Source organism: Kangiella taiwanensis, from assembly GCF_020005165.1.
In the GTDB taxonomy this organism is placed as follows: Bacteria; Pseudomonadota; Gammaproteobacteria; order Enterobacterales; family Kangiellaceae; genus Kangiella; species Kangiella taiwanensis.
On sequence record NZ_JAHCLT010000002.1, the window covers coordinates 361570 to 381905 of the forward strand.

Below are 20336 nucleotides of genomic sequence, written 5' to 3' on the forward strand. Positions count from 1 at the left end.
GCCATTGTAAAGCAGTCGATTTAATCAGCGCGAGCTCTATTCTAAAGTGGTATGATTGTCTTACACTTTAGAAGTTAAACTTTGATATGAAATTATTGGTAAGAAACCTCGCTCGAACTACGACGGAAGAAGCTGTTACTGAGCTATTCGAAGAATACGGTACCGTTCAATGGTGCAAATTAGTCATGGATAAGAATACAGGTGGCTCAAAAGGTTTTGGTTTTGTTGAAATGCCAAAGCCAGGCGAAGCCAAGGCCGCGGTTAAGAACCTAAACGCTCGAAACCTTGATGGCAATAAAATTCGCGTTAAGAAGGCAGAAGATAAGTAAGTAACTCCCTCTTTATTCTCAAAGCAGGCTTACCCTTTTGGCTGTAACGCTTGCTTTAACTCCTCTGGTTTCTCCGTTGTAATCACTAATTCACGTTTCTGACCGTTAATCTTAAGTGTTACCGCTTGTTCTGCTCTACCGATATACCCCGTTTGTTTAATCGCGATTCGATAACCGTAGCCTAAAAAGTCAGCGGCAGGGTTACCCTCATAGTCTTTGACCGCTTCAATCGTCTCAAGCGGAAACTTTCGCTTACCAATCACACCCAAGCTCATGGTCAAAACGTCGTCAGTCACTCGTGTGATGATTTTTAGGCGAGATACGTAAAAGGTTAATAAGCCAGTAACGATAAAGATCGCTAATGCCCAAGGAGCCGGCAGAGCATTCTCCCCGACTGGCTTTCCGAGAAACTCTTGAGCAATGTACATGTAACCAAATAAGCCCATCAACAAAACGAGCAAAGTGACAATCACCACGATTATTTTAGTGGGCATCATTGCTTGATTTTCTTGGAAGGTATAATGTTTTGTAGCCATATTTTAGAGTACAGAGTTTCAGTTAATGCTAGTGTAGTAGATTGCCAGACCTTAATACAAGGCTTTCAACGGTCAGTCGATGGGCGATTGCTCTTGTCGCTTAAAAGAACTAGACTGAGTGTATATTATTCATACAAAACAATGAGATAGGAAGTCATGAGTAAACTCAGCAGCATAATGTTAGGACTAACGATAGTAGCGGTAACATTACTCAACTCGGCCGATGCAGCTAATAGCAATAAGCTGACTCCGAGGGAAGAAGTCTTATGGAACCAAGCATTTGCGGACGGTAATAAAGCGACCACACAGCAAAAGACCCAACCGGATATTTCTGGAAACTGGGTTGGTTATTATGAGTATGACAAACCAAGCAGCCAGCCGCCGGGCATGTTTAACGCTGTCATTAAAGACTTAGGAGATCAGTTTTTGATTACATTCTTGGAGCCTAGCAACCACCAAGATAAGTATGTTCAGTGGGGAGCAAACTCCAGCGCAAAGCGCCAGGGTAAATATATTGAATTCACCAAACACTATGGCCATAACGACACAAAGATTCAGTATAACTTAACCATTAGCCATAATGGTGCCATCATGGACGGCACATGGAAAATCAACGGTAACGCTTATGGCAGGGCTTTTTTCTACAGAGTTCCACTGCAAGACTTAAAAAAACTTCGTCAAGAAGCCATGAAGTAATCATTAAGCCTTTAAAGCTGCTACATCAAGCAGCTTTTTTTTTTGCCTTGCTAACCTGCTAGCTGGCGCAAAGCCAAACGAATCAACTCTTCACTCTTAAGCCCATCACCATCAACTTGTGCAACAGCTTTGCTGGCTTGCTGGGGCTTGTAACCTAAAGCAACTAGAGCGCTAACCGCTTCTTGGGTAACGTCACCGGCTCGAGGCACGTTAGTAGTAGGCGCTTCGGTGTCGCCAGAGCTTGGCAAGCCTGATACCGACCAATCTTTTAAGCGATCGGACATTTCTACCAGCAAACGCTCAGCAGTTTTTTTACCAACGCCAGGAAGTTTCACTAAACGATCAACATTGCCGTCATGAACCGTCATCACAAATTCATCCGCTTCCATGCCCGATAAAATCGCCAGTGCTAATTTTGGACCAACACCATTCACTTTGATCAATTCACGGAATAATGTTTTATCTTTGTTGCTAATAAAGCCATACAGCGCATGTAAGTTTTCTGAAATAGACAAGTGTGTTGCAACTATCGCCTCAGCCCCTTCGTCAGGTAACTGATAAAAAGTCGTCATCGGAACTTGAATTTCGTAGCCGACTCCTGCACTAGTCTCGATAATAATAAATGGCGGTGTTTTTTCTATAAGTGTTCCTCGAATTCGACCTATCAACGTAATCGTCCTCTTGCTATTGTTTTTGCCCCTTTCAGCTGCGCTAAACCTTGGCTGGTATTGGCGTGACATAGTGCGATTGCCAACGCATCTGCCGCGTCAGCTTGCGGGCTTGAAGGAAGTTTAAGAAGCATTTTTACCATGTGTTGTACTTGAGTCTTGTCTGCCCCACCAGTTCCCACAACCGACTGTTTCACTTTTCTGGCTGGATACTCAAACACTGGAAGCGCGTAATGTGAAGCGCCGACAATAGCGGCGCCACGAGCCTGGCCAAGCTTTAGTGCTGAATCCGCATTCTTAGACATAAACACGGATTCAATAGCGAACTCGTCAGGCTTAAACTCAAGAATGAGCTCACACACACTATCAAAGATCTGCTTCAATTTCAGATCCAGTGACTCGTCTTTAATACGGATACAGCCACTGGTGATGTATCTTGGTTTGTTTGCAGGAATATCGCCACCAACTTCAATAATACCAAAGCCGGTAATGCGCGAGCCGGGGTCTATTCCTAGAATTATCGCCATTTAGAGTTCCAAAAAAACATGGTCTGGTAAGTTAATACATGAATTGAAATTATCATACCATGACTAAAAATTATTGCTGTGGGATTTTATGTTCAGCAAAGAGTGTTTATCAAATGTTTGCAGCGAAATAGGATGGGTTAGCCTACCGCAACCTATTAGAAGTCGAAAGGCACTAGATCCCGTGGGCGAGCCGTATGACTGTTAGCATCGGTTATTATTTTATACAAAAAGGTGGGCCAAGGCCCACCCTACGGATTACTGTCGATTAGAAATGAATTAGATGCAGCTGAGGCGCGGCAAAAGTTTTATAAAAAGCGGAGTTTACAAAATGTAAATGAGCACTTTTATAAAGCTTTTAACAAAGCCTCAGCAAATATAAACATTTCTATAGGTTGTCGTAGGACTCTGCAGGAATATCCGCATTAGTATATACGTTTTGAGTATCATCCAACTCTTCCAAACGATCAATCAGCCGAATCACTTTGGCACCCTCTGAAACGTCAAGCTCTGCCTGGGTCGATGGCAACATAGTCACTTCGGCATTTTCAGCTTCAAAACCTGCTTCTTTTAGTGCGTCTTTGACGTCTAAGTAATCTTCTGGTGTGGTTAACACTTCAAATGAACCATCATCGTGAGCAATAAAGTCTTCAGCCCCAGCTTCTAAGGCAGCTTCCATTAATTCGTCTTCATTATAGTTGTCACCAAAAACGAACTGGCCACGCTTATCAAATAAATAAGCAACGGAACCGCTAGTCCCTAAGTTACCGCCATGTTTGGTGAATGCGTGTCGAACTTCGCCAACCGTACGGTTTTTGTTGTCTGTCATGCACTCTACAAGAATCGCAACACCACCTGGACCATAACCTTCGTAGTTTAACTCTTCGTAGTTATCACCTTCGGCATTACCAGTGCCACGGTCTACTGCCTTTTCGATGGTGTCTTTCTTCATGTTAGCGCCAAGCGCTTTATCCATGGCGGCACGTAAACGAGGGTTATCGTTTGGATCACCGCCACCTTCGCGAGCAGCAACCACTAACTCACGAATGATTTTAGTAAAGATTTTTCCACGCTTTGCGTCTTGGGCTGCTTTGCGGTGCTTGATGTTTGCCCATTTACTGTGACCCGCCATTTTATACTCCTCTCGAACTTTTGGTCGTCACAATTTCTTTGTTATAAAGTTTGTTCGAGATTGTCATTTACAAGCTGTAAAATCCGCACTCTCTCAAACTTCATGCCTCGAAATTGTTTAGTCCAAAGCGTTCTCTACTTTGGGCCCTGACCAGTGAATCTGTCTCTGTCGACCTTCTTTTCTTTAAAACTTTCTAACTTAATCTTTCTTTATACTTTTAAATGCTTCTAAACTGTTTAGCCCAAAGCGTTCTACTTCTTTAGGCCCAACCTTATTTTCTTTAACGCTTTTCTAACTTAGCCTTTCTTCTTAATTTCGATACCCAGCTCATCAAGCAATTTGTCTTCAATATTGCTCGGTGCTTGTGTTAATGGGCAGCTGGCTGTGGTCGTTTTCGGGAACGCGATAACATCACGAATCGAATCTGCGCCGACCATTAACATGACTAAGCGATCAAGACCGAATGCTAGTCCACCGTGTGGAGGGCAGCCGAATTTCAACGCGTCTAATAAGAAGCCAAACTTCTCGCGCTGCTCAGTTTCATCAATACCAAGAATACCAAATACCGCTTCTTGCATCGCTTCGTTGTGAATACGAACCGAGCCACCGCCGACTTCGCTGCCGTTAAGCACCATGTCATACGCTTTAGATAAAGTTCCTGTTGGATCGTTTTTCACAGCATCCACATCATCTTCTTTTGGCGCGGTGAACGGATGGTGTAGCGCATGGACTTGACCATCAATTTCTTCAAACATTGGGAAATCAACAACCCAAAGCGGCTTCCACTCGTCTTTGACTAGGCCAAGGTCCTGCGCCGTCTTTAAGCGCAACGCGCCCATAGCGTCAGCAACCGTCATCTTGGTATCAGAGCCAAAGAAGATGATGTCGCCCTCTTCAGCACCGACTTTTTCAATGATGTTGAGCGCGACCTCTTCACCTAAGAACTTTAAGACTGGACTTTGGATACCTTCAGCACCAGCGCCATTAATCTTCATCCAAGCGAGGCCTTTGGCACCATAAACACCAACAAACTTTGTGTATTCGTCGATTTGTTTACGGCTAAATTGTGCACCACCTGGTACACGTAACGCCGCTACACGACTCTTGTCATCATTCGCTGGTCCTGCAAAAACTTTAAACTCAACGTCTTTAACCAGCTCATCAACTGTGACCAACTCAGTGTCCATGCGCAGATCAGGCTTATCCGAACCATAACGCTCCATCGCTTCCGCGTATGGCATGCGCGGGAACTCAGGAAGGTCAATATCTTTAAGTTCTTTAAACAGATGACGAATCAATCCTTCCATCAACTGCATAATCTCTTCTTGGTTTAAGAAAGACGTTTCAATATCCAGCTGAGTAAACTCTGGCTGACGATCTGCACGTAAATCTTCATCGCGAAAACACTTCACGATCTGGTAATAACGATCGAAACCAGACATCATCAACAGCTGTTTAAACAACTGAGGAGATTGTGGCAACGCATAAAATGATCCTTTGTGAACGCGGCTTGGCACTAAATAATCACGCGCACCCTCTGGAGTTGCTTTTGTCAAAATCGGCGTTTCCACGTCAATAAAACCGTGATCATCCATGTAACGACGCATGGCACTCGTCACTTTGTGACGGAAAATCAATTTCTGAGCCATTTCAGGACGACGCAGGTCCAAATAGCGATACTTGAGGCGCTGCTCTTCTGACGCTTCAAGGTTCTCATCAATTGGAATTGCAGGTGGTTTAGCACGGTTTAAGATTTCTATCTCTTGCGCTAGCACTTCAATCTCGCCCGATGCCATGTTTTTATTCACCATGTCATCAGGGCGCGCACGCACCTGACCTTTGACCTGAATGACGAACTCACTGCGCAGCTGTTCAGCTAAACTGAAAAGCTCTTTGAAGTCTGGATCGACGACGACTTGGATAATCCCAGTACGGTCTCTCAGCTGTAAAAAGATTAAGCCACCTAAATCACGACGACGGTGGACCCAGCCTGACAAAGTAACCGTTTGATTTTCTTCATTTTTTGATAAGTCGCCACAATAGTGACTACGCATTTCAGTTGCCATAAGTATTCTTTCTGCCTGAAGCTTTGTTGCTTATTAATCGGTTAACGCTGGAGTCTACCCTGCCAGCGTTAGAAAAGACGCCATATAGTACGTGAGACAAGGGTTTGTCGCAAGTTACCTGTCCCAAGCAACTGTACAAAATTTGTCACAAAAGCGTCTTATGCCTGAAATTCGACTGTCACAAACCTCTTAGATAATGCGAGCTATGAACAAAGCATGTCATAAACCTGTAATTTATCGTGACAACAGGAAGGTGAACCCATGATAGACAGTAAAGAGGTTGTTGAACAATTTCTACCCCAACTAGAGAAATCGCCTAAGCTTCAGTCTGGCGCAACTCGACTGCTGGCTCGACTGTTTCACCAAGAAGAAGTTAACGATTTTATTGAACAAAACAAACACATGTCGCATGTGGACTTCCTTGAAACGGTGAATCAACGATTAGGGCTAAGCTACACAGTCTCAAATTCCAGTTTAGAGAATATCCCCGTGTCAGGCAGAGTGGTCATTATCGCAAACCACCCCCTAGGTTCGCTCGATGGCCTTGCTCTGCTTGCCCTAATACATTCGGTTAGAAAAGACGTCAAAATAGTGGTCAACGAGCTGTTGTGGTCAATGTCACCGCTACGTCCTTTCTTTTTGCCCATTAACAACATGAGCAAAAGCGGCAACCCCAAGGAAAAACTCCTCAACATCCAACAGTCCTTAGAAGCAGAAGAAGCCGTTATTTTCTTCCCTGCTGGCGAGGTGTCGCGCTTATCCTTCAAGGGTATTCGTGATGGCAAGTGGCGCTCAGGATTTTTAAAAATGGCCAAGCAAACCAAGTCGCCGATCCTTCCGGTACATGTTGGCGGCAAAAACTCACGTTTTTTCTATGGCTTCTCATTAATCGCTAAGCCATTAAGTGCTTTATTCCTGGTGCGTGAAATGTTTAAGAATGTCTCATTAACCTTGCCTATTAAAATTGGCAAACTTATCCCTTTTTCTTCTTTCAGCGGTATGTTGCCCAGCAGTAAAGAAAGTATCACTCGCTTCAAGCAACATGTCTACGGTCTAAAACGTGATCGTCAAGAGCTGTTTGAGACCGAACGAGCCATCGCTCACCCTGAAAGCCGAAAAGTCTTAATCGAAGAGCTGAATCAATGTGCTCAAATTGGTGAAACCGCAGATGGTAAAACCATTTATTTGCTCGAAAATACTGCAGACTCGGCGCTGTTGCGTGAAATCGGGCGGTTACGTGAAATTGCTTTTCGCGCTGTAGGCGAAGGCACAGGTAATCGCCGAGACATGGATAAATTCGACTACTATTACAAACACATTGTTTTGTGGGATCAAAGCGATATGGAAATTGTCGGCAGCTACCGCATCGCCGATATTCATACCTTTAGCGAGGACCAAACCCTTTACTCAGAAACCTTGTTTAGCTACGAGGAAAGCTTACAGAAGAAGTTTCCCACGGCGATGGAACTGGGAAGAAGTTTCATTCAGCCGAAATACTGGGGAAAACGTAGCCTAGATTACCTATGGTTCGGTATTGGCGCTTATATCCGACAAAACCCACATATTCGTTATTTGTTTGGTTCTGTCAGCTTAAGCAATGATTACCCCAGCTACGCCAAAGACATGCTGGTGTATTATTTCAGCACCTACTATGGTTCAGAGCTAAACTTGGTCCGCTCGTTTAATCCTTATCGAATTAAGCCAGTTCAGAAAGCTAAATTGGAACAGTTATTTAATCACCTTGAGCAGCCAGAAGCCTTTAAAGTCCTTAAGAGAGAGCTTGGCTCTATGGGTGTCAGTGTTCCTACTCTATTTAAACAGTACAGCGACCTGTGTGAAGAAGACGGCGTCACCTTCTACGACTTTGGTGTTGACCCTGATTTTGGCGACTGCGTGGATAGCGTTGTCTGGGTTGATATGCTGAAACTTAAAGAAAAAAAGCGTAAACGCTACATCGATTAACTCACAAAATTCATAATAATAAACTTCTCTAGTACAACACTTTAAGCCTGCGATGTGCCCCTATCAGCATTGCAGGCTTTTCTTTTTATTAGATCAGCGCTATAACTTTCTTTACCTTAAAAAATACACAACAAGGATCTGTGATGAGTAAAACATTGATCAACTACGTTGAATTCCCCGCGAATAATTTAGAATCCACAAAGGATTTCTTCCAAAAAGCGTTTGGCTGGAAGTTTGTCGACTATGGCCCTGAATACAGCGCATTCAGCGAGTCGGGATTAGAAGGTGGCTTTTTTCAGTCAAACCTCAAGGCCAGCACGGAAAACGGCAGCGCCCTCATCGTGCTCTACTCTGAGTCGTTAGAAGACACTCAAAAAGTGGTGGAAGATTTAGGCGGCACAGTCATCAAGCCTATCTTTTCATTCCCTGGCGGTCGCCGGTTTCACTTTACCGAACCAAGCGGTAATGAACTGGCGATTTGGTCGGATAAATAATGTTTTACCTATTAGTCTTTACGGCCACCATATTCGTGCTATTTATAATAGTAATGAATGTTCTCTATTTAAGAATAGTTTTACCTACATTAGAAAATTCAAGCCCCGAGTTACTACCATCTAAGCAAAAGCAACAAATTAAAGAGTATTTGTCTGTATCTACAGACAACATGAGCAAAATCAATTTTTTACTAAAACATTATCAGCTCATAGCTATTTTGCTGTTACTTACTAACTTGTTTTTGGCATTGACAGTCTTAAATTAGAACCGTGAGCGTAACTCGACAGTGTTGCCTTCAGGGTCTTGGATATAAATCGACTGTCCAAAGCCCTGGGCACCATAGCGCTCATCAAACTCTCCGACGTCAACGCCATGGCTTTCTAGGTGTTGCTTAATATCAGATTCAGAAATAGCTTTTAGCTGAAGACAGAAGTGGTCAAGGTTATTGCCGCTTGTTGAAGGGGCTTCGCCTCCCGTGCGCCCTAGCTTGCCATCGACTGTTACGAGATCGATTAAAGCACTCCCTGCACGCAACTGAGTCAACCCCAGTTCTTCAGAGGTTTCGCGCTCTAGAGTGCAGTTTAGGACACCACAGTAAAACTCTAGCATTGCTGCTAACTTGCTGGTTCGTAAGACAATGTGATCAATTCCGGCGATCTCGAACATAGTGAATCTAGATCATTTGTTGTGACGTCAGTTTACTGCTGATGTTCGATGAACACCAGCAGAGCTCGATTGGTATTAATAAAGACAGCTGAGTTAGTTTTTATCGACAACTTTTACAAGCAACTCTTCAAGAAGTCGATAATACATGTGACACAAACGATTGAGTTCACTAATCGAAACGCATTCGTTTGCTTGGTGAATGGTTTTATTGCAAGGCCCCAGTTCTATGACTTGAGTCGCCAGCTGCTTGATATAGCGACCATCAGAGATACCACCACCTGTCGTCAACTTGGTTTTGATCTGGCTTTCTTGTTGGATCACTTTTTGCACGGTTTTTCTGAGCTTACCGCGGCGTGTGATATAAGGCTCCGCTTCATGTTCCCATGAGAACTCTGCGTCCAAACCGTATTTTTTTGCTTTCTTTTCAACGTAACCAGTGATTTTTTCGAAAGAGTTCCGTGGTGAATAGCGAAAATTAAACAGCATTTCTAAACTCGCAGGCGTGACATTCATGGCGCCACTTCCCGAGTGTACTTTCACCAACTGGAAGCTGGTTGACGGAAAGTAGCGGCTAGGCATATCCCAGCGTTTCGTCGCCAACTTATGAATCAACTTTGAAGAATTATGAATAGGATTACTAAGCTGCTCAGGATAACCTACATGGCCCTGCTTCCCTCGTATGGTGATTTTACCGTTAATCGAACCACGACGTCCGATTCTAATCGAATCACCCAGCCGTTTCTCTGTGGTCGGCTCGCCGACAATGGCGTAGTCAATAACTTCACCACGCTGCTGCAAGCTCGATACAATATGTTTAGTGCCATCGACAGCATCACCTTCTTCGTCGCTTGTCAGCATAAAGCCAATACTGCCTTTGTGCTTAGGGTGTCTTTTGACAAAAGCTTCCACAGCCACAATCATCGCCGCCAAACTGCCTTTCATATCTGAAGCACCGCGACCGAAAATCATGCCATCCTTTATCGTCGGAACAAAAGGCTCCGTGTCCCAGCGAGCATTTTGTCCCGGCGGCACCACATCAGTATGGCCAGAGAACACTACTGATGGCTGTTCGAGAGACTCACCGCGTTTCGCCCACAAGTTCGTCACCTCAGCCTTGTTGAAATACTCCGTCGCAAACCCCACCGCCTCTAAGCGCTCAGCAAGAAGCTCACTACAGCCAGCGTCCACAGGCGTCACGGATGGTCTGCGTATCAGCTCTTGGACTAACTCTACAATAGCGCTTTGATACTGTGCCTGCTCAATAGGTGCGACGGCGTAAGGTAAGTCGGGTAAGCCTTTAAATGATTTAAACATACAAATCCTCTTAGGTTTTGCTCTTTATAAGCGATTTGCATGACAGCCAGAGTACAACTTGATGACAGTTTGATGTTACTTTTGAAAATCAATAAGTTATATCAGAGAGGACTTCCTTTATATTGCCCATAACTTGTATTAGAGTATGTGAATCCATCACTAGATTGCGTTTATTATGAAAAAAATGATTCTTACTTTGATAGCCGCTTTAGCCTGTAATTTTATGGGGACAGGCACTGCACAAGCGTTACCAACACTGCTACATAACGTCAAAGGCTATACTTTTGAAGATGGCGAGTTAAAGCAATTTAATAGCATTCTCTTCGAAGATAGCGTCATTTTAGCCACAGGCAGCCAAGAGGAACTGGCTGACTTGCACAGTTTTAGTATCTCCATTGATGGTAAAGGCAAAACGCTGTTACCCGGCTTAATTGATGCTCATGGCCACATACTCGGCTTAGGGCTGAACTTAATGCGCGTTAACCTTCGTGGGATTGAGTCTGAAGCTGAAACAGTCAAACAGGTTTCCGAATACGCAAACAACAATCCTGATACTCGTTGGGTTTTGGGTCGAGGTTGGAACCAGGTGTTATGGCTAAATAAAGAGTTCCCGACGAAATCGTCACTGGATAAAGTGATCGCTGATCGCCCTGTGTGGTTAAGCCGTATTGACGGTCACGCCGGTTGGGCTAATAGCAAAGCACTGCAACTCGCTGGCATCGACAAAAACACTCCGGATCCTGAGGGCGGCAAAATTATCCGAGATGAACAGGGCCAAGCAACTGGCGTCTTGATTGATGCCGCAATGAGCTTAGTCGAAAATAAGATCCCGCCACTGAACAAGAAAGAACGCAAAACTGCACTCAAGCTAGCTTTTGACCACCTGATCAGTCTTGGTATTACCTCGGTTCATGATGCTGGTGTTGACTTTGAGACTTATAAATTAATGCTGGAGCTTTCGGGTAAGAACCGTATCCCGCTTCGAGTTTACGCTATGCTGAGCGGTGCAGACCCTCGCTTAGAAACCATGCTTAAGTACGGAAAAGTTGAACATCCTTTCTTAAAAATACAGTCGGTCAAGCTCTACACAGACGGTGCCTTAGGTAGCCGTGGTGCCGCACTTCTTGAACCATACTCTGACGAGCCAGACAATAAGGGACTATTGCTGACTTCTTCCGACAAGCTAGGGAGATACTTAACACTGATCACTAAATACGGCTTCCAAACCAACATCCATGCAATTGGCGATGCGGCCAATCATATGGTGCTTGAGGAATTGTCGAAACTAAAGAAAGAAAGCTCCTCTAAAGTATTGCGCCATAGAATTGAGCACGCGCAAGTCGTTGTGCCAGAAGAAATCCCGATGTTTGCTAAACTTGGCGTCATCGCTTCAATGCAACCCACTCACGCCACGAGCGATATGAATATGGCAGGCGATCGCTTGGGCGAAGAGCGCCTAAAAGGCGCCTATGCATGGCGCACCTTCCTTGATAATGACGTGGTTATCGCTTCAGGTTCAGACTTCCCCGTCGAAAAGGCAAACCCTTTCTTGGGACTGCATGCGGCAGTGACCCGCCAAGATTCTGACAACTTACCTAAAGAGGGCTGGCTTCCATCACAAAAACTGACTGTTGCCGAAGCATTGAAAAGCTTCACCATTGATGCTGCGTTTGCTGGTTTTTGGGAAAACGCCATTGGCTCGCTAGAGGAAGGGAAAAAAGCCGACTTCATCCTCATTGATAAGGATATTTTTAAAATTTCTGAGGACAAAATTGATGATGTCCAAGTTCTAGAAACCTGGATTAATGGAAAGCGAATTCACTCAACTGAGTGATTCCTTAAAGTGATAATCCGTAGTGACTAGCTTGTCACTACAGCTCAAACAATAAGCCAGCCTTAGTTGGCTTATTGTTTTTTGCGCATTGCTTCTAACTCACTCCGTTTAATGCGTTTTACTGGTGGGTTCACCCAGTATGTATCCACATTGGAATGTGACGTTCTGCTAGCCTCATCAATATAGGCCATTTTTTCATAGTCCACTATATAGACATACTCGTCATCAGAACTTTGCACAAGATAATCTCTATCAGATTTAGAACTGCAGCCAACGACAAGAATGGCTGAAATTGCAACAGCATACGTAACGTTAAAGCGAGTCATAACTACCTCCCCTCGGTTGTGCTCTAACCGACAAGAATTAAGAACTCCAAACTTGTTCAACTACGCTTTGTCATAAAGACACCTCAATTGTACAAAATTTAAACAGAAAAATCCTCAAAATCTATCAATTAATCGAGTCATCTAGCTTTGTGGCTAAATTAAACCTTGCTACAATAACCGACTATTTTGATCGATGAGACCAATAACTAGGGACACCAATGCGTAGTAGCCAATACTTACTTTCTACCCTCAAAGAAGATCCTAGCGATGCTGAATTAATCAGCCACAAGCTCATGCTGCGTGCTGGCATGATTCGTAAAGTAGCTTCAGGTTTATACACTTGGCTGCCAACAGGCCTGCGCGTTCTTCGTAAAGTCGAAAATATCGTTCGAGAAGAAATGAACAAGGCTGGCTCCGTGGAAATGTTGATGCCCTCTGTTCAACCCTCTGACTTGTGGGAAGAGTCAGGCCGCTGGGATCAGTTCGGCCCAGAGCTATTACGTTTTACCGATCGTCATGATCGTGATTTCTGCTTAGGTCCCACACACGAAGAAATTATCACCGCAGTGATTCGCGATGAGCTCAGCAGTTACAAGCAGCTGCCAGCAAACTTCTACCAGGTTCAAACAAAATTCCGTGACGAAGTGCGCCCACGATTTGGCGTCATGCGTTCTCGTGAATTCATCATGAAGGATGCTTACTCCTTCCACATTGATGAAGAGTCTCTTGAAGAGACCTATCAAAAGATGCACCAAGCATATTGCAATGTGTTTGATCGTATTGGTTTAGACTATCGCCCAGTTCTAGCTGACACGGGCGCCATTGGCGGTAGTGGCTCCCATGAGTTTCATGTACTAGCCGAATCTGGCGAAGACGCCATCGCCTTCAGTACAGAAAGTGACTATGCCGCGAATATTGAAAAAGCAGAAAGTTTAGCGCCAGAAGGCAAAGCAGCGGCTCCAACTAAAGACGTTGAAAAAGTAGCGACTCCGAACTGTCGTACCGTCAAAGAAGCTGCCAGTGTTATGGGCATTGATACACAGCAAGTGTTAAAAACGCTATTTGTAGAAGGTTCGACGGAAGAATCGCCTGTGGTTGCGCTGTGCTTACGTGGCGACCATGAGCTCAACGAAATTAAAGCTGCGAAGCATACGCTAATCGCCGATCCATTAGTCCTAGTTAGTGATGAAACCGTTAAACAAACTGCAGGTTGCGCACCTGGTTCTTGTGGGCCACAGGGCTTGAGCATTCCAGTGATTGCGGATCGTGACGCTGCAGTAATGAGTGACTTTGCTTGCGGTGCTAACGAAGAAGGCTTCCACTTAAACGGTGTTAACTGGAAACGTGACGCTGAGTATAGCGATGTTTGCGATCTTCGAAATATCGTCGCAGGTGACAAAAGTCCAGACGGTAAAGGACTATTAGAAATCAAACGTGGTATTGAAGTTGGCCATATTTTCCAATTGGGCGACAAATACTCGAAAGCCATGAACTGCACTGTATTGGACCAAAACGGTAAAGCAAAGCACCTTACTATGGGTTGTTATGGTATCGGCGTCTCTCGCATTGTCGCAGCAGCCATCGAGCAGAACCATGATGATAACGGTATTATTTGGCCAGAAGCAATCGCGCCATTTAAAGTCGCTATTATCCCAATGAATATGCACAAATCAGAAAGCGTCCAGCAAGTCGCTGAAGCTTTATACCAACGCTTAGAGTCCTTAGGTATCGAAACATTATTCTTGGATCAAAAAGAAAGTCCGGGCGTTATGTTTGCTAATACTGAACTCGTGGGCATTCCGCACCGACTGGTAGTTAGTGACCGTGGCTTAAAAAATAATACCATTGAATATAAAAACCGAGATAACACTGCGAAAGCAGATCTTGAAGTTGAAAATGTTGTGGATTATATTCAAGAAACACTAAGCTCTAATTAACTAAGAATTAAACAATAATTTCAAGATGTTACATAAGTCACTTATCACACTAGTGCTGCTAATTTGGGGTTTGATTGCCAACGGGCAAGAACGCCCCGATCAGGCTTTCGCTAGCCAGCTGAAAAGGCTTATGGAGCAAGAGAATCATTTTGTTGATAAGTATGATGCGACCGTCTGGATGAAAGACATGGAAGGACGCCTCAAGCGGCGTGCTCCTCATATCCCACCCGATGAGCGCCTCAAAATATTAGGTTTGGTTCATAAGCATGCCAACGAAGCTGGGGTGGATCCACAATTAGTCTTGGCGATTATGGAAGTAGAAAGTAACTTTGACCGTTACGCCCTATCAGTCGCTAATGCACGTGGCCTGATGCAAATCATGCCCTTTTGGAAAAAAGAAATTGGTCACCCTAATGATTCTCTCTTCGACATCGAAACCAACATTCGTTACGGCTGCTATATCTTAAAGCTGTATATTGACCGAGAAAAAAACAACCTTACCTATGCGCTCGGCCGCTATAACGGCTCACGAGGCCGTGCTAAATACCCGAATAAAGTTTACGCTGCACTGCGCAAACGTTGGGCGCTATAATCTCGAATGACCACAGACAGTAAAATACTGAATGATAGCCCTGATGATAACTCAGCAGGTCTCATTCTTTCAGGTGGTGGTGCTCGTGCAGCTTACCAGGCCGGTGTTATTAAAGCGGTTAATGATATCTTAGGTCAGCCCAAGCGCTCACCTTTCAGTATTGTGACAGGCACCTCTGCGGGAGCAATTAACGCGGCTGCAGTTGCTAGCAACAATCATCAGTTCGACTATGGTGCGCAACGCCTTGAGGAAATCTGGAGCAATTTCAGCCCAGATCAAGTCTATAAAACTGGATTAGGAACTTTAAGTAAGAACGCGCTGCGCTGGGTATGGAATATTTTTCGTTCAACCCAAAACCTAAAGCAACCGCTCTCCTTACTTGATAATTCACCGCTACGAACACTGCTCGAAAACGTCATACGATTTGATGATATCGAAAAAAACCATCAAGCAGGGTTACTTAAAGCTCTTTGTACAACCTGCTACAACTACAACACAGGAAACTCAGTCAGTTTCTTTCAGGGACATCCTGACTTAGTCGAGTGGAAGCGCTTCCGTCGCTATGGTCGAAAAGACACCATCACTGTCGAGCACCTATTAGCATCATCAGCTATCCCGATGGTATTTCCCTCGCAGCAAATCAAAAACGCGCACTTTGGTGATGGTTCCTTGCGCTTTCTAACGCCACTCAGCCCAGCATTGCACTTAGGCGCTGATAAACTTTTTGTGGTGACGGTAAAGCCTTTACGCGGCGAGCCTGAGCATAAGCCAACCATTCCAACGGTTGGTGATATTGGTGGCCACCTATTCGATAGTATTTTTATCGACAGCTTAGAAAGCGATATCGAGCGTCTAATGCGAGTGAACTCACTACTGGCTCATATTCCTGAATCTGACTTAGTGCGTGAGCAACTTCCTTTGAAAACCGTGGACGCTTTCATCATTTCACCCAGCATCGAGCCAGCCGAGCTCGCAGGTCAGTATTTTAAAAACCTTCCTCGCGGTCTACGTTTCTTTTTTAAACGAATCGGTGTTGATGGCGAAGATGGTAATGGAATTTTAAGCTACTTGTTGTTTGATAAAGAGTTTACACGTCACCTCATCAAGTTAGGTTATGACGACGCGATGCAACAAGACAGTAATATTAAAGCTTTTTTCCAAGCGGACTAGCGAGTTATTACCATGCCGTCCTTCCAGTCGTTTTTCGAGCGCTACACCGAGTCCTCCGCACCCTTTATGCATCGGATGCTGGAAGAGTATGGCAGTGCAAAACCTTTTTCAGGAATGACAATCGCTCATAACGTGCCGCTAACACAAACTACCTTGCTTAAAATAGCATGTCTCAAAGCCTCTGGGGCAGAGGTTACAGTGACGAACCCAAGCTTTATTAAGGAGTCGCCCGTAGCCCTCGAGGTGTTAGCAAGTGAAGGTATCCAGTACCGTCCTTTGCACAATCTCAATGGAACATTTGATTTTTTACTAGACTGTGGTGCCGAGCTGATTGATAGCTGCCATGCCACCCAAGGCATTGTCGAGCTTACACGAACCGGGGCTTTACGCTATGAGCAATGGCAGGACAGCAAGGTCCCCGTTGTTTCAGTCGATGACACTCGCTTAAAATCTCTCGAAACGTGTCTCGGCACCGGTGAAGGTGTTTATCGAGCTATTTGCGAACTCAGTCAACAACCTGTAGATCAAAAGAACATACTCATCTTTGGGTTTGGCAAAGTTGGCACAGGCATCGCCTACTACTTTTCTCAAAAAACATCGAACATTACCGTCGTCGATATGCTGCCTGAACGTTTGTCTCTTATTGAATCCAGAGGCTATCAAGCGGTATCTGCGGAGTTGCCTCAACAGGTTAAATCTGCGATCAAAAATGCTGACATCATAGTTACCGCTACAGGCATTAAAGATTTATTGAGCCATAGTTATGAACATGATTGGTTCAGAGGAAAAATACTGGCTAACGCAGGTGCAGAGGACGAATTTGGCTTTAAGTTTTCAGACACTGACGTTTTAGCTGCGAAAAAGCCCGTTAACTTTGTGCTTCAAGAGCCAACGTTGATGCCTTTTCTGGATCCTATTTTTTATGCTCATAATTTGGCGATTGAAGATGCGCTCAATGACACAACCTCAGGCTTTCGTCCGCTAAATAAAGCAGATGACATAAGCATTGTTGAGACGTGGGCTGAATATCATGGCTGGACGGTAGAGCAGTTAAACGCTATCTTTTAAGGCTTCTCGCTTAAGTGGTGATGATAAACTGCACGTACCTCGTCATTATGCACAATCAATAACACTTTATCCCGCTGCCAGCTCGGAATACCCATGTCTTGAAAGTAATTCTTAAGCGACGTGGTGTTTTCTGAATTTTTCTTTCGTACGCGTTCACCGCCTTGCCTTGTACGCACGACGAGTGGCTTTCCTACTAACTCAGGGTGTTGCTGCTGTAACCATTGTTGTTTAACTGTCACAGATTCCGACAATAACAAATCATCACGCCCATACCACTCTTTACCATCAATGCTTTCATCACAAAAACTTGTCTCTGGAACCCAGCTCAAGACACCTTGAAAGCGCTTTATTGAACCTCCAGAAAACTCAAGACTCGGCTGAGCATCACTCTCGGACCTCAACATCTGAGCCAATAATTCTTCTAGCACTTTTTGGCTCGGCATTTCTTGATGCAAATCCTCGAACCAGTAGCGTACAACCTCACGTTGTCTTGCATTAGAGAGCTTATTGAGTTCGATTATGGAAAGACCTTCGCCGGTATAACACCTATTAAAATCCGAGGATGCCATACTATAGATAATGTTTTGTGCGTCCGACTGGAGCTGGCTGGCACGAGCTAAAGTTTGTTTAACCTGTGGCCACTCTTGCTCCAGCAAGGGCATGACTTGATGGCGAATAAAGTTTCGACGATGCTTAATGTCTTGATTCGATGGGTCCTCAACATAATCTAGGTCATGCTGCTGGCAGTAATGCAAAATGTCATCTTTAGACACGTTTAATAAAGGCCGCACATGACAACCTTCTGCAAAGTGCGACATGGAAGGCATCGCTGACAACCCCTTAGGCCCAGCACCACGGAACAGTTGGAGTAATAAGGTTTCAGCCTGATCGTCTTGATGGTGGCCTGTGACTAAACATTGTTGAGGCTTCAACAGGCCTGCCAAAGCTTGATAACGAGCCTCACGGGCTTCTGCTTCTAGACTTGATGACTTGCCCACATTAACTGGTATGGTTTGAAACTTAACGCCAAGAGCGTTACAAAGCTGTTGGTTAAAGTCAGCCCACTCGACAGAAACATCCTGTAGCTGATGATCGATATAAACCGCTTGTGTTTTGTCTTTAGGAACTTGTTCGCATAAAGCGTGCAACAATGCTACCGAGTCAGCACCACCGCTTAGTGCAATCAGGAAAGAAGGATTGGTTGAAGAATGTTGAGCCAGAAACTGACGGATTGCTGCAGCAACTGGCTCAGAGTGATTCATGGAGAACTATTAGCCTTCGGTGACTTCACCAAATGCCATCAACTTATCGTAGCGACGATTAAGCAGTTTTTCTGTTTCCATGTTTTCAAGGCTATCCAAGTCTTTAATTAGCTGAGACTTTAAATTTTTAGCCATATCAACATAGTTACGATGTGCACCGCCCAATGGCTCTTGAACAATATTATCAATTAAACCAAGCTCTTTAATACGCTCAGCAGTAATACCCATCGCATCAGCCGCTTCTTCTGCTTTTTCAGCACTTTTCCAAAGAATTGAAGCACAGCCTTCTGGAGAAATCACGGAGTAAGTAGAGTATTGAAGCATATTCACTTTATCACCGACGCCAATCGCCAAAGCACCACCAGAACCGCCTTCGCCAATAACCGTCGCGATGATTGGTGATTTAAGGGTCGCCATCACTTTCAAGTTACGAGCGATCGCTTCACTTTGGCCACGCTCTTCTGCACCAACACCAGGGAAAGCTCCCGGAGTGTCGATAAACGTGAAGACAGGAAGCTTGAATCGCTCCGCCATCTCCATTAAACGTTTCGCTTTACGGTAACCTTCTGGGCGAGACATACCAAAGTTATGCTTAATCTTCGCTTTAGTATCACGACCTTTTTGATGACCGATCACCACACAAGGCTTACCTTCTAATCGTGCTAATCCACCTACAATCGAAGCGTCATCAGCAAAAGCGCGATCACCAGCCAATTCGTCAAAATCGTCAAAAACGTGCTCGATGTAGTCACGTGTATAGGGACGTTGTGGGTGACGAGCTAGCTGCGCTACTTGCCATGCAGACAAATCCGAGAAAATTTTCTTGGTTAAGTCTTTAGACTTCTTTTGTAAGCGCTCAATTTCTTCGCTGATATTAATATCCGAGTCTTCACCCGTTAAGCGTAATTCATCAATTTGCGCCTCAAGCTCTGCAATCGGACGCTCAAAATCCAAAAAGTTTAAACTCATGCCTATTCAACTGGTTTATTTATGGCGTAATTTCTCTATTCTAACCCAAAATCATGGCCGTATAAAAGGTAACTTTACCAGTCAACCTAACTGGTCGGCACTCTGTATTAATTTTGTTCAAACGCTTGTTTGTGATACGTCTTTATTTATGGAGCAATGACTTCGCTGGAAGCTGGCAAATAACGGTAATGTCCAACGATAGGATAACTGAATAACACATCCTCAAGTTTTGGGCCTAAACCAATATTATGAACAATTTTATAACGCTCACCATCCGCTGATTTTTTATTAGTGACAATACCAATATGTGGGAAACCGCCTTCTAAACGCCAGCTAACAATATCGCCAGGCTGATAGTCTTCGGGGTTATGGCTAATTGCTAATACCTCGCCATGACGCTCAAAAAAGCGCTCCAGATTCGGCACCCGGCGATGATCAATATTCGTATCGGGTCTCGTCAATCCCCAAATATCAGGATATTCATCAAAGTGCGCCGTCATATCCTCATGGACTAATTGCTGCAAATCCAAGCCCAAGGCACGATAACTCCTCACAATGACATCAGTGCAAACACCAATATTCTCTGGTACATCACCCATAGGGTAATCAATGTTGCGATAAGAGCCTTCATAGACCACCAAGTGTTGGGTTCTTTCCAAGGCCGACTCAACCAATCGTTCACTAAAGCTCGCTTGTTCTTGATTGTCCGCTAGCAACGAGTCACTCGTCAGCGCAAGCCCAACCATGAAACTAATGCTCCAAACATGCTTTTTGATTGCTCTAATCATTC

The 20336-nt window shown here is 44.5% G+C and carries 20 protein-coding genes; 9 read left to right on the forward strand and 11 right to left on the reverse strand.

All coding sequences use genetic code 11. The features are described from left to right. Positions 1–86: 86 nt before the first annotated feature. Positions 87–329 (forward strand): RNA recognition motif domain-containing protein, encoded by a 243-nt coding sequence (locus KFK88_RS07195; RefSeq protein ID WP_223578150.1) that lies wholly within the window; start codon positions 87–89, stop codon positions 327–329. Positions 330–358: 29 nt separating this feature from the next. On the opposite strand, the gene KFK88_RS07200 is transcribed toward KFK88_RS07195, so the two are convergent. Next, positions 359–865, reverse strand: coding sequence for a DUF6141 family protein (locus tag KFK88_RS07200; RefSeq protein WP_223578151.1), 507 nt, complete (start codon positions 863–865; stop codon positions 359–361). A 156-nt stretch (positions 866–1021) separates the two neighbouring features. Here KFK88_RS07200 and KFK88_RS07205 point away from each other — a divergent pair, with 156 nt between their 5' ends. After that, complete coding sequence (locus tag KFK88_RS07205; RefSeq protein ID WP_223578152.1) at positions 1022–1561, forward strand: hypothetical protein; 540 nt, start codon at positions 1022–1024, stop codon at positions 1559–1561. A 50-nt stretch (positions 1562–1611) separates the two neighbouring features. On the opposite strand, the gene ruvA is transcribed toward KFK88_RS07205, so the two are convergent. The 4 genes from ruvA to aspS form a co-directional block, all read right to left on the reverse strand. After that, positions 1612–2229, reverse strand: coding sequence for a Holliday junction branch migration protein RuvA (gene ruvA, locus KFK88_RS07210; protein ID WP_223578154.1), 618 nt, complete (start codon positions 2227–2229; stop codon positions 1612–1614). Beyond that, positions 2226–2756, reverse strand: a complete 531-nt coding sequence (ruvC, locus tag KFK88_RS07215; RefSeq protein WP_223578156.1) for a crossover junction endodeoxyribonuclease RuvC — start codon at positions 2754–2756, stop codon at positions 2226–2228. Before ruvC ends, ruvA begins: the two co-directional genes overlap by 4 nt. A gap of 385 nt (positions 2757–3141) precedes the next feature. Next, a complete protein-coding gene (locus KFK88_RS07220; RefSeq protein WP_223578158.1) occupies positions 3142–3885 on the reverse strand; it encodes a YebC/PmpR family DNA-binding transcriptional regulator in 744 nt (247 codons plus the stop codon). Positions 3886–4181: 296 nt separating this feature from the next. Beyond that, positions 4182–5939 carry an aspartate--tRNA ligase gene (gene aspS, locus KFK88_RS07225; protein WP_223578813.1) on the reverse strand — a complete coding sequence of 586 codons (1758 nt, stop codon included), beginning with the start codon at positions 5937–5939 and terminating at the stop codon, positions 4182–4184. Between the two features lie 273 nt (positions 5940–6212). On the opposite strand from aspS, the gene KFK88_RS07230 reads away from it, so the two are divergent. Beyond that, on the forward strand, positions 6213–7913 hold the full coding sequence (locus tag KFK88_RS07230; RefSeq protein ID WP_223578160.1) for a lysophospholipid acyltransferase family protein: 1701 nt from the start codon (positions 6213–6215) through the stop codon (positions 7911–7913). Between the two features lie 143 nt (positions 7914–8056). Next, complete coding sequence (locus KFK88_RS07235; RefSeq protein ID WP_223578162.1) at positions 8057–8407, forward strand: VOC family protein; 351 nt, start codon at positions 8057–8059, stop codon at positions 8405–8407. 262 nt (positions 8408–8669) lie between these two features. On the opposite strand, the gene KFK88_RS07240 is transcribed toward KFK88_RS07235, so the two are convergent. Both KFK88_RS07240 and dapE read right to left on the reverse strand, forming a co-directional pair. After that, positions 8670–9074 (reverse strand): VOC family protein, encoded by a 405-nt coding sequence (locus KFK88_RS07240; RefSeq protein WP_223578164.1) that lies wholly within the window; start codon positions 9072–9074, stop codon positions 8670–8672. Positions 9075–9167: 93 nt separating this feature from the next. After that, positions 9168–10388 carry a succinyl-diaminopimelate desuccinylase gene (gene dapE / locus KFK88_RS07245; protein WP_223578167.1) on the reverse strand — a complete coding sequence of 407 codons (1221 nt, stop codon included), beginning with the start codon at positions 10386–10388 and terminating at the stop codon, positions 9168–9170. Positions 10389–10563: 175 nt separating this feature from the next. On the opposite strand from dapE, the gene KFK88_RS07250 reads away from it, so the two are divergent. Beyond that, on the forward strand, positions 10564–12222 hold the full coding sequence (locus tag KFK88_RS07250) for an amidohydrolase (RefSeq protein WP_223578168.1): 1659 nt from the start codon (positions 10564–10566) through the stop codon (positions 12220–12222). A gap of 71 nt (positions 12223–12293) precedes the next feature. On the opposite strand, the gene KFK88_RS07255 is transcribed toward KFK88_RS07250, so the two are convergent. Next, positions 12294–12548, reverse strand: a complete 255-nt coding sequence (locus KFK88_RS07255) for a hypothetical protein (RefSeq protein ID WP_223578169.1) — start codon at positions 12546–12548, stop codon at positions 12294–12296. A gap of 218 nt (positions 12549–12766) precedes the next feature. On the opposite strand from KFK88_RS07255, the gene KFK88_RS07260 reads away from it, so the two are divergent. From KFK88_RS07260 to KFK88_RS07275, 4 genes are read left to right on the forward strand one after another with little or no spacing between them, the layout of a single operon-like run. Further along, on the forward strand, positions 12767–14485 hold the full coding sequence (locus KFK88_RS07260; protein ID WP_223578170.1) for a proline--tRNA ligase: 1719 nt from the start codon (positions 12767–12769) through the stop codon (positions 14483–14485). Positions 14486–14510: 25 nt separating this feature from the next. Continuing rightward, positions 14511–15077 carry a transglycosylase SLT domain-containing protein gene (locus KFK88_RS07265; protein WP_223578171.1) on the forward strand — a complete coding sequence of 189 codons (567 nt, stop codon included), beginning with the start codon at positions 14511–14513 and terminating at the stop codon, positions 15075–15077. A gap of 6 nt (positions 15078–15083) precedes the next feature. Then, positions 15084–16247 carry a patatin-like phospholipase family protein gene (locus KFK88_RS07270; protein WP_223578172.1) on the forward strand — a complete coding sequence of 388 codons (1164 nt, stop codon included), beginning with the start codon at positions 15084–15086 and terminating at the stop codon, positions 16245–16247. Between the two features lie 12 nt (positions 16248–16259). Further along, positions 16260–17315 (forward strand): NAD(P)-dependent oxidoreductase, encoded by a 1056-nt coding sequence (locus KFK88_RS07275; RefSeq protein ID WP_223578173.1) that lies wholly within the window; start codon positions 16260–16262, stop codon positions 17313–17315. Here the strand turns inward: KFK88_RS07275 and tilS are convergent. The 3 genes from tilS to KFK88_RS07290 all read right to left on the reverse strand — a co-directional run bounded on the left by tilS (position 17312) and on the right by KFK88_RS07290 (position 20334). Beyond that, positions 17312–18577, reverse strand: a complete 1266-nt coding sequence (gene tilS, locus KFK88_RS07280; protein ID WP_223578175.1) for a tRNA lysidine(34) synthetase TilS — start codon at positions 18575–18577, stop codon at positions 17312–17314. The genes KFK88_RS07275 and tilS overlap by 4 nt on opposite strands. A gap of 9 nt (positions 18578–18586) precedes the next feature. Further along, a complete protein-coding gene (gene accA, locus KFK88_RS07285) occupies positions 18587–19546 on the reverse strand; it encodes an acetyl-CoA carboxylase carboxyl transferase subunit alpha (protein WP_223578177.1) in 960 nt (319 codons plus the stop codon). Between the two features lie 146 nt (positions 19547–19692). Continuing rightward, a complete protein-coding gene (locus KFK88_RS07290; protein WP_223578179.1) occupies positions 19693–20334 on the reverse strand; it encodes a DUF1287 domain-containing protein in 642 nt (213 codons plus the stop codon). Positions 20335–20336 lie beyond the last annotated feature (2 nt).

Excerpts from the sequence above, each read along its gene's own strand:
- KFK88_RS07195 (WP_223578150.1), top strand. The coding sequence starts at position 87 with ATGAAATTATTGGTAAGAAACCTCGCTCGAACTACGACGGAAGAAGCT.
- KFK88_RS07200 (WP_223578151.1), bottom strand. The coding sequence starts at position 865 with ATGGCTACAAAACATTATACCTTCCAAGAAAATCAAGCAATGATGCCC.
- KFK88_RS07205 (WP_223578152.1), top strand. The coding sequence starts at position 1,022 with ATGAGTAAACTCAGCAGCATAATGTTAGGACTAACGATAGTAGCGGTA.
- ruvC (WP_223578156.1), bottom strand. The coding sequence starts at position 2,756 with ATGGCGATAATTCTAGGAATAGACCCCGGCTCGCGCATTACCGGCTTT.
- KFK88_RS07220 (WP_223578158.1), bottom strand. The coding sequence starts at position 3,885 with ATGGCGGGTCACAGTAAATGGGCAAACATCAAGCACCGCAAAGCAGCC.
- aspS (WP_223578813.1), bottom strand. The coding sequence starts at position 5,939 with ATGCGTAGTCACTATTGTGGCGACTTATCAAAAAATGAAGAAAATCAA.
- KFK88_RS07230 (WP_223578160.1), top strand. The coding sequence starts at position 6,213 with ATGATAGACAGTAAAGAGGTTGTTGAACAATTTCTACCCCAACTAGAG.
- KFK88_RS07235 (WP_223578162.1), top strand. The coding sequence starts at position 8,057 with ATGAGTAAAACATTGATCAACTACGTTGAATTCCCCGCGAATAATTTA.
- KFK88_RS07240 (WP_223578164.1), bottom strand. The coding sequence starts at position 9,074 with ATGTTCGAGATCGCCGGAATTGATCACATTGTCTTACGAACCAGCAAG.
- dapE (WP_223578167.1), bottom strand. The coding sequence starts at position 10,388 with ATGTTTAAATCATTTAAAGGCTTACCCGACTTACCTTACGCCGTCGCA.
- KFK88_RS07250 (WP_223578168.1), top strand. The coding sequence starts at position 10,564 with ATGAAAAAAATGATTCTTACTTTGATAGCCGCTTTAGCCTGTAATTTT.
- KFK88_RS07255 (WP_223578169.1), bottom strand. The coding sequence starts at position 12,548 with ATGACTCGCTTTAACGTTACGTATGCTGTTGCAATTTCAGCCATTCTT.
- KFK88_RS07260 (WP_223578170.1), top strand. The coding sequence starts at position 12,767 with ATGCGTAGTAGCCAATACTTACTTTCTACCCTCAAAGAAGATCCTAGC.
- KFK88_RS07265 (WP_223578171.1), top strand. The coding sequence starts at position 14,511 with ATGTTACATAAGTCACTTATCACACTAGTGCTGCTAATTTGGGGTTTG.
- KFK88_RS07270 (WP_223578172.1), top strand. The coding sequence starts at position 15,084 with ATGACCACAGACAGTAAAATACTGAATGATAGCCCTGATGATAACTCA.
- KFK88_RS07275 (WP_223578173.1), top strand. The coding sequence starts at position 16,260 with ATGCCGTCCTTCCAGTCGTTTTTCGAGCGCTACACCGAGTCCTCCGCA.
- tilS (WP_223578175.1), bottom strand. The coding sequence starts at position 18,577 with ATGAATCACTCTGAGCCAGTTGCTGCAGCAATCCGTCAGTTTCTGGCT.
- accA (WP_223578177.1), bottom strand. The coding sequence starts at position 19,546 with ATGAGTTTAAACTTTTTGGATTTTGAGCGTCCGATTGCAGAGCTTGAG.
- KFK88_RS07290 (WP_223578179.1), bottom strand. The coding sequence starts at position 20,334 with ATGATTAGAGCAATCAAAAAGCATGTTTGGAGCATTAGTTTCATGGTT.